This is a genomic window from Archangium sp. (assembly GCF_036389735.1).
GTDB lineage: Bacteria > Myxococcota > Myxococcia > Myxococcales > Myxococcaceae > Archangium.
Genome location: NZ_DASVWK010000266.1, coordinates 1 through 8092, shown reverse-complemented (window position 1 = coordinate 8092; position 8092 = coordinate 1). Strand labels below are relative to the sequence as shown.

General features: G+C 69.7%; 9 protein-coding genes. 5 read left to right on the top strand and 4 right to left on the bottom strand.

Features of this window, described 5'->3' with window-relative positions; all coding sequences use genetic code 11:
- Both VF794_RS09640 and VF794_RS09635 read left to right on the top strand, forming a co-directional pair.
- Positions 1-376 (top strand): cupin domain-containing protein (locus VF794_RS09640; protein WP_331109004.1); only part of this gene is annotated, 376 nt, incomplete at its 5' end.
- Positions 377-458: 82 nt separating this feature from the next.
- Positions 459-1490 (top strand): ATPase, encoded by a 1032-nt coding sequence (locus VF794_RS09635; protein WP_331109002.1) that lies wholly within the window; start codon positions 459-461, stop codon positions 1488-1490.
- 51 nt (positions 1491-1541) lie between these two features.
- Here VF794_RS09635 and VF794_RS09630 read toward each other — a convergent pair whose 3' ends face one another.
- On the bottom strand, positions 1542-1763 hold the full coding sequence (locus VF794_RS09630; protein WP_331109000.1) for a hypothetical protein: 222 nt from the start codon (positions 1761-1763) through the stop codon (positions 1542-1544).
- 63 nt (positions 1764-1826) lie between these two features.
- Here VF794_RS09630 and VF794_RS09625 point away from each other — a divergent pair, with 63 nt between their 5' ends.
- On the top strand, positions 1827-2801 hold the full coding sequence (locus tag VF794_RS09625; RefSeq protein ID WP_331108998.1) for a multidrug resistance efflux transporter family protein: 975 nt from the start codon (positions 1827-1829) through the stop codon (positions 2799-2801).
- Between the two features lie 10 nt (positions 2802-2811).
- On the opposite strand, the gene VF794_RS09620 is transcribed toward VF794_RS09625, so the two are convergent.
- Positions 2812-3993: a cytochrome P450 gene (locus tag VF794_RS09620; RefSeq protein WP_331108996.1), complete on the bottom strand. Its 1182-nt coding sequence runs from the start codon at positions 3991-3993 to the stop codon at positions 2812-2814.
- 164 nt (positions 3994-4157) lie between these two features.
- Here VF794_RS09620 and VF794_RS09615 point away from each other — a divergent pair, with 164 nt between their 5' ends.
- Together VF794_RS09615 and VF794_RS09610 are read left to right on the top strand one after the other, a co-directional pair.
- The gene (locus VF794_RS09615; protein ID WP_331108995.1) at positions 4158-4892 is read left to right on the top strand and encodes a GNAT family N-acetyltransferase; all 735 of its coding nucleotides are present in this window, start codon (positions 4158-4160) and stop codon (positions 4890-4892) included.
- A 180-nt stretch (positions 4893-5072) separates the two neighbouring features.
- Complete coding sequence (locus tag VF794_RS09610) at positions 5073-5804, top strand: glutathione S-transferase family protein (protein ID WP_331108994.1); 732 nt, start codon at positions 5073-5075, stop codon at positions 5802-5804.
- A gap of 45 nt (positions 5805-5849) precedes the next feature.
- Here the strand turns inward: VF794_RS09610 and VF794_RS09605 are convergent, their stop codons facing one another.
- Both VF794_RS09605 and VF794_RS09600 read right to left on the bottom strand, forming a co-directional pair.
- Positions 5850-7139, bottom strand: coding sequence for an OmpA family protein (locus tag VF794_RS09605; RefSeq protein ID WP_331108993.1), 1290 nt, complete (start codon positions 7137-7139; stop codon positions 5850-5852).
- An 88-nt stretch (positions 7140-7227) separates the two neighbouring features.
- On the bottom strand, positions 7228-8092 hold an 865-nt coding region (locus tag VF794_RS09600), incomplete at its 5' end, for an acyl-CoA carboxylase subunit beta (protein WP_331108992.1).

Genomic DNA, 8092 nt, shown 5'->3' with positions numbered 1-8092 from the left:
CGAGGCCCCTCACTTCAACGCCGCCGAGACGGGCCTCCGGCGGGGAGCGGGGCGCGACTTCGCCACCTGGGTCTTCTCGGAGGAGGGGGAGAAGGCCGAGCGGCACTTCTCGACGCCCCTCGAACTGATGATCGACGCGAGGCTGGAGCCGTTCGCGGCGATCGGGCTGCATCACCACGAGCACACCGAGGAGGTGTACTACGTGCTGGAGGGGCGCCTGCGCATGACCACGGTGGACCCCCAACACGGCGAGCACACCGCGGAGCTCGGAGCGGGGGATGCCCACCTCGTGAAGCTGGGGCAGGGGCACTACGGTCAGGCGCTGGAGACGGGCGCGCGCTTCCTCGTCGTGGCGTTACGACGCAACGCGCCATGACGTCCGGGGGAAAACACCCGCTCGGAGGAAACTCCTCGCTCCACCCCCCGATAATCGAGCAGCGCTCACCAAGGACGGGGCAATGCGGAAGAGGCGGCTGGGTGACTTGCTGCGGGAGCACGGGCGGGTAGACGAGCTGCAACTGCGCGCGGCGCTGGGCTTCCACAACAAGTGGGGCGTGCCGCTGGGCCAGGTGGTGGTGGACATGGGCTTCTGCACCGCGCAGCAGGTGCTCGAGGTCCTCGCCACTCAACTGCAATTGCCGGTGGTGGACCTGGACGCGGAGTTGTTGGACGCGCGGCTGGTGGAGCTCCTGCCGGTGCGGGTGGCCGAGACCCACCGCGTCGTTCCCCTCCGGGTGGAGGGCCCGCGCGACTCCGTGCTGGTGGTGGCGACCCCGGCTCCGGCGTGTCTGCCCGGCTTCGACGAAGTGGCGCTCGCGACGGGCAAGGTGCGCGTGGTGCCGCTCCTGGCGACCGATGCCGCCATCTCCCGGGCCATCGAGCGGCTCTACTATCCCCACCTCGTCGGCGCGCAGCGCCCGGTGGAGCCCATTCCCCTCCCCGAGGCGGATGAGCACCTGCCGCTGGTGACGGACCGTACCGAGTACCTGATGCAGGACCGCCTCATGGCGGGCGGCGTCCCGACGTCCACCGAGCAGGGCGGATTGCCGGTGATGGTGCCGCTGACGGAAGAACGGCCAGCCCACGCGCGGCTCACCGAGCCCGAGCTGGCGAGCGTGGCGGTGGCGCCGGAGCCCGTGGTGGAGCCCGAGCCGGAGGTGTGGGTGTACGGCTGGGGCATCAAGGCCACCGATGGCCTGCTGGAGCTGCTGGCTGGCGAGAACCTGCGGGCGCGGGTGGCGCGCACCGAGGACGTGTTGAGAGCGAGCGCGCGCGCGGTGGTGCTGTCGCCGCTGCGGTCGATCGAGTCGGTGAAGCGGCGCGGAATCCGGGCGCGGCTCCTGCTGGCGGGCCGGACGCACGAGCAGGAGCGGGCGCTGGCGCTGGGGGCGGAGACCTTTCTGACGGGTCCCCTGCGCTCGGACCTGTTGATTCGCGCGGTGCGCGAGCAGGTGCAGGCCGGCCTCCTGGCCCTGCGCCGGGTGGGCTGATCCCCAGCGGGCCCGCGTACCAGCCGCTTTGGGAGAATGAGCCGGTGCCCTTCAGGACCGGGTGGGCTCGGAGGGCGAGGAAGCGGGAGCGGGCGAGCGCTTCCTCGGGATCACGGAGCGGCCCGTGCCCTTGATGGCGAAGTTCAGCAGCATGGCGCCCGGCAGGAGCATCGCCAGTCCCTGATGGAGATCGGCCGGGGGACGGACGATGGCGCCGAGCGCGAGCGCGGCGAAGAGGACACCACAGATCAGTCGGAGGAGGAGGGAGCTCACGAGGGTTCCTTGGGGCGGTGCGAGCCATGATAACCAGAGGTCCGACTCGCGCACGACCCGCCCATGAGAAAGTCCTCCTCCGCGCTGCCCGCCATCCTGCTCGGTCTGGGCTCGGCGCTGTTCTTCACCATGACCTATGTGCTCAACCGCAGCATGGCGGCGGCGGGCGGACACTGGGCGTGGAGCGCGGCCCTGCGCTACCTCATCATGTGGCCCCTGCTCTCCGTGCTCGTCGGTGCGCGCGGGGGCTGGCCGTCGCTGTGGATCGAGTTGAAGCGCCACCCCCGCCAGTGGCTGCTGTGGGGTGGGGTAGGCTTCGGCGTCTTCTATGTGTTCCTGGCGTTGTCGGCGGAGTACGGGCCCTCGTGGCTCATCGCCGGCTCCTTCCAGCTCACGGTGCTCGCCGGCCCGCTGCTCTCGCCGCTCATCTACACCGATGAGCGTCGGCGGATGCCGCGCAAGGCCCTGGCGGTGGGCTCGCTGATCGTCCTGGGCGTGCTGATCATGCAGCTCGGCTACTTCCGTCTGGCGATGCCGGCGAGCGCCTGGCTGGCGCTGTTGTTCGTGATGATCGCGGCCTTCACCTACCCGCTGGGCAATCGCAAGCTGATGCTGCACCTGGAGCGCCAGGGCGTCGTGCTGGATGCCAGCACGCGCGTGCTGGGGATGACGCTGGGGAGCCTGCCGCTGTGGCTGTGCGTGGCGGCCTACGGCTACTCCCAGGCGGGGTGGCCCTCGGGGTCCCAGGTGCTCCAGTCCGGCGGCGTGGCGGTGTCCGCTGGGGTGATCGCCACCACCCTGTTCTTCCGCGCCACCCACATGACGGCGAACAACCCGAACGGGCTGGCGGCCGTGGAGGCCACTCAGTCCACCGAGTTGCTCTTCGCGCTGCTGCTGGGGGTGCTCTTCCTGGGCGAGCCGTGGCCCTCGGTGTTCAGCCTCGTGGGGGCCGTGCTCATCGTCGTGGGGATGGTGCTCTACAGCCGCATCAGCGCCCCCTCCGAATTGGAGGCGCGGGCCTTCGAGGCCGAACCGTGACGGGGTCCGCTCAGCGTCTGGCGGGCTCGACGCGGAGCGGCAGCGCGAGAGGGCCTCGGGCGATGATCGACTGCGACCAGCGGAGCTGCCCGGGCGCGAGGGAGAAGCCCTGGAGGCGGGAGAAGAGCGCCTCCAGGCCGATCCGGGCCTCCATCCGGGCGAGCATCGCTCCCAGGCAGAAGTGAGGCCCATGGCCGAAGGCGAGGTTGCTCGAGCCCTCGCGGTCGAGGCTGAAGCGGTCCGCTTCGGGGAACTGGCGCTCGTCGCGCAGGGCCGCGCCCATCAGGGCGACGACGAGGGAGCCCCGGGGAATCTTCACACCGGAGAGCTCCACGTCCTCGGTCGTCAGGCGGAGGCTGCTCTGCCCGGGCGGCTCGTAGCGCAACACCTCCTCGATGAGCCGGGGAATGAGCGCGGGGTTCACGCGCACGCGCTCCAGCTCTCGCGGGTGCTCCGAGAGGACGACCATCGTGTTGGCGAGGAGGTACACGGTCGTCTCCACTCCGGCCGGCACCAGGCCGAAGAGGAAGCTGAGGACCTCCTCCTGCGTGATGCCTTCCACGCGGAGCAGGTCGCTCACGAGGTCCGCTCCGGGCGTGGCGCGGCGCTCCTCGATGAGGGCGGTGAAGCAGCGCTCCATCTCCGCGAGGCTGTGGCGCACCTCGGCCATGCGCTGGGGCGAGGGCTGGCTGGCGGGGATGCTGACCAGATCATCCGCCCAGCTCTTGAGGCGCAAGGCCAGGGAGGGTTCCAGGCCGTAGAAGAGGTTGAGGACGCGGGAGGGCAGCGGCAGGGCGAAGTCGGCGACGAAGTCCACCTCCTGGCGGCGCACGAGCGACTCGGCGAGCTCCTCGGCGATGGCGCGGATGCTCGGCTCCAGGCGGTTCAACGCCGCGGGGCCGAAGGTTCGGCTGAGCATGGCGCGCAGCCGGGTGTGCTCCGGGGGATCCTTCATCACCAGGGAGTCGGCCGTCGGGTTGCGCTCCAACCAGGGGGGCAGGAAGCTCCGCCCCAGCCCCGCCGACGAGAAGCGCCGGGGATCCTTCAAGACGGTCACCACGTCGTCGTAGCGGCTGATGGCCCACATCCCTCCGGGCTCCACCTGGCGCGGTGGCCCTCGCCGGAGCTCGGCGTAGAGCGGGTAGGGGTTGGCTCTCACTTCGGGGGTCATCAGGTTCAGGGGCTGTTCCATCGTGGGTCTCCTGGCGGTGCTTCGCGGGAAGAGGGCAAACTCCGGGCCAGTTGATGGAATCCCCCGCGTTCCGAGGGGGGAGCGGAGTCCGGGAGCGGGGCATGTCTCGGCGGGTCGGTCGAATCGACCGAGCGGGTCGTTCATTTCGGAAGAACGAGAGCACCATGTCCTTCACCCCGAGCGTGCTGCACCAGCGCCTTCACGAGAACCAGCTCACCATCGCCGCGAAGCACCGAGGTGGCCTGTCTCGCCGGCCGGATGGCGTGGAGATCCACAGCGGTGACGAGGAGCTGCGCTACGTCATCCTCGAGGCGCCGCTCGCCCAGGCACTGCCCGAGGGCTGTCACTCCCTCCGGGTGATGCCCTGGGCGGGGGAACTCTCCCAGCAACTCCACGCGCTCGGGTTCCAACACCGGGGCGGGTTGCTCTACATGTCGCTCCAGCGGGAGCCGCCGCCCCCACCCCACGTCCCTGGCTACCGGGTGGAGCGCGCGCTCACGTCCGAGGCCCTCGCCGCCTTCACCGACATCCAGCTGCGCGCCTTCCCCGAGTTCCAGGACGACTGGCGGCGCCGGTTCGACTTCCTCCTGGCCTCCCAGCTCCGCAACGTGGGCGACCCGTCACACTTCTACCTCCTGGGCCACACCGAGGGCCGACCGGTCTCGGCGGGGTTGCTGCTGCACACGCGGGGCGTGGGGGGCATCTACAGCCTGGCCACCCTGGACGCATACCGGGGGCGGGGGCGGAGCCGGGTGCTCATCTCGCACCTGATCGACGAGGCCCGCCGGATCGGGTGCGATGTCATCGCCCTTCAGGTGAGCTCCGGGACCCATGCGGAGCGGCTGTACCGGCGCCTCGGCTTCGAGCCGGAGTTCGAGGTCCGGCTCTACGTGCGGTGAGACGCCCGAGCGCACTGTTTTACGGGCCTTCCAGAGAATTTCGGGGGCTTCGCACGCTGGCGCCCCAAGCGTCCCGGAAGTGGGATCGGGAGAGGGCGGGAGGGGGGAGATGCGCCGAGGGCCACTTGGGCTATTCTTCGTGTCCACTACCTGTCGTTGGCATCAGGAAAGTCAGGACAAATGATCCGTCTGGTTCAGTTGAGGAGGGCGTGGGGGCTCGCGAACATCAGTCCTCCGTGCATGAAGATGGAGACGTGGCTGCGTCTGGCGGAGGTCCCCTACGAGGTGGCGCCGCTCGACATCGCCAACGCGCCCAAGGGCAAGGTGCCCTACATCATCGAGAAGGACGGCTCGCGGATGGGCGACTCGACCTTCATCATCGATCACCTCAAGGCCGTCACCGGGAAGGATCCGGACGCGCACCTGACGGCCGAGCAGCGCGCCATCTCGCTCGCGTTCCGCCGGATGATGAAGGAGAACTTCTACTGGGTCATCATCCAGGCTCGCTACAAGGACGATCAGAACTGGAAGCGCTACAAGCAGCTGATGATCGACCTGCTGGACGGCGTGCCCATGGAGCAGCGGTCCATGGCGGGTGACATGTACAAGCAGCGCATGGAGGGCCAGCTGTACGGCCACGGCATGGGGCGGCACACGGCGAAGGAGGTCTACGACATCGGTATCGCGGACCTGACGGCGGTGTGCGATCTGCTCGGGGACAAGCCCTTCCTGATGGGAGACAAGCCCACCACGGTGGATGCCACCGTGTATGCCTACGTCGCGAACCTCATCCTCACCCCCGTCGAGTGCTCGGTGAAGGACTTCGGCCTGTCGCGCAAGAACCTCGTGGACTACTGCGAGCGCATGCGCCTGCGCTACTTCCCCGAGCTGGAGCAGCAGAAGGTCGCCTGAGCGAGCCGCGTTCCAGGCGGTGGCCCTCCGGAGGGATGCGGAGGGCTACCGCTCGAGGATGACGAGCTCCACGCGGCGGTTGAGCTCCCGGCCGCCGGGCGTGAAGTTGGGCGCCTTCGGCCGGGTGTCACCCAGGCCCACCGTCTCGACGCGGGCTGGATCCACTCCGGCGCGCACGAGCAACTCCGCCACCGCGCGGGCCCGCTCCGCGGAGAGCTTCTGGCGCGAGTCCTGCGGGGCCTCCTTGTTGTCGGTGTGGCCCTCGATGCGGATGCGCTGGATGGGGCCGCGCACGAGGAGGTCCACCAACTGCGGGAGGAAGGTGGTGGTGGCGGGCTTCGGCACGGCCACGCCCTCGGGGAAGCGCGGGGGCTTCTCCAGCTCGAGCCGATCGCCCTTCTCCGTGACGAGCTTCTTCTTCGGAGCGCGGACGAGGGTGAAGTCCAGCGGCGTCGGTTTGCTCCCGGAGAGCTGCACCCGGCGCGTCTGCGCGAGGAATCCGGGCGCGATGAGGTCCACCGTGTAGTCGCCCGGTGCCACCTCGACCTGCGCGGGGGCCTTGGCGCCGCGCTTCAGCGCCACCTTCTGCGCCGTGGCCCCGCGCACCGAGAGCGTGGCCTCCACGGGCTTGCGGCTCGCCAGCGCGCGCACGAGGAGGCGCACCTTCTGCTGCTGGGGGGTGACGGGGGCCGGCCGTGGCTCGGGCTCTCGCGAGGGCTTGGGCGGCTCCGGTGGCGGCGTGGCGTGGGCGACGGCTCCCGCGTCGGGCGGGGCGGGCCGCTTGGAGATCGGCTCGGGCATGGTGCCGTCGTCGAGCTTCGCGGTCATCTCCGCCGTCACGTCATGGATCAGCTTGACCTTGAGCCGCGCGTCCTTGGCTTCCGGAACCACGAGGGACGCGGCCTTCACGTTCACCCGGAGCCCACGCTGGGCCTGGAAGTTGAGCGTGGAGGTCATGTTCCAGAGGAAGCCGGACGTCTGGCTGAAGAGGCTCCACGAGGCGTCCATGTAGACGATGTTGGACACGAGCGTGTGCGGGCCATCCGCCACCTGCCGAGACGCCAGCACGTGCGTGCCGGGCCTGGCGAGTTCCTCCACCGAGGGCACGTCGACGGGCTGGCCATCGAGCGTGAAGTGGACCTCGACGAGCTTGTAGACGGAGGGATCGAGCCCCACGAAGAGCAGCTTCACCTCCGGGGGAGTGGTGTCCACCATCTCCCGGAGTTGCCGGTCGAGCTCCGCGCGCACCTGCTCCGGGGAAGCCGGCGCCGCCGCGTGTGCGGTGCCGACGGAGAGCAGGGCCATGAGCATGGCGGATTTCAGGGGCGAGTCCACGGGTGCGAGTCCAGAACTGGGGGGCCCCTAGCATCGCATATTGTGGGGGCTCCGCACCTTCCTGCTCGCCTGTCTGGAGGGCTGGTGATCAGACGGGGGAGATCTCCCGGCGGCGGAAGGGGCGCTCCACCTTCTTGTTGGCGGTGCGCTTGAGGGCCCGGGCGAGCAGGCGTCGGGTGTCGCGCGGGTCCACCACGTCGTCCACCATGGCCATGGCGGCGGTGCGCTCGATGCGGATGTGCTGGCGCAGGCCCTCGGCCAGTTCCTTTTTCATGGCCTCGGCGGCCTCGGGGCTCTCGGCGCCTTGGAGGAGTTTGCGCGCGGCGATGGACACCATGCCCTCGGGGCCCATCACGCCAATCTCCGCCCCCGGCCAGGCCACCAGCAGGTCCGGCTCGAAGGCCCGGCCGTTCATCACGTAGTAGCCCGCGCCGTAGCCCTTGCGCACCACCACCGTGAGCTTGGGCACCGTGGCGCTCGCCACCGCGTACATCATCTTCGCCCCGTGCCGGATGATGCCCTGCTGCTCCACCTTCGTGCCCACCATGAAGCCCGGCACGTCCTGGAGGAACACCAGGGGGATGTTGAAGGCATCGCACAGGTTGATGAAGCGCGCGGCCTTGTCCGACGCGTTCACGTCCAGGATGCCCCCCAGGTACATCGAGTTGTTCGCCACGATGCCCACCGGCCAGCCGTCGATGCGCGCCAGGCCGGTGATCAGGTTGCGCGCGAACCGGGGCTTGAGGGGGAGGAACTTCCGGTCATCCACCAGCGACAGGATGACCTTGTGCATGTCGAACGCCTGCCGCGGGCTGTCCGGCACCACCTTCAGCAGGTCCTCGTCCCGCCGGTCGAAGGGGTCCGACGAGGGCTTGCGTGGCGGCTTCTCCTCGCAGTGCGAGGGGAAGAAGGACAGGTACTCGCGGATGGCGGCGAGGCACGTGGCGTCGTCG

Coding starts and splice junctions, on each gene's coding strand:
- VF794_RS09635 (WP_331109002.1), top strand. CDS start 459: ATGCGGAAGAGGCGGCTGGGTGACTTGCTGCGGGAGCACGGGCGGGTA.
- VF794_RS09610 (WP_331108994.1), top strand. CDS start 5,073: ATGATCCGTCTGGTTCAGTTGAGGAGGGCGTGGGGGCTCGCGAACATC.
- VF794_RS09615 (WP_331108995.1), top strand. CDS start 4,158: ATGTCCTTCACCCCGAGCGTGCTGCACCAGCGCCTTCACGAGAACCAG.
- VF794_RS09620 (WP_331108996.1), bottom strand. CDS start 3,993: ATGGAACAGCCCCTGAACCTGATGACCCCCGAAGTGAGAGCCAACCCC.
- VF794_RS09625 (WP_331108998.1), top strand. CDS start 1,827: ATGAGAAAGTCCTCCTCCGCGCTGCCCGCCATCCTGCTCGGTCTGGGC.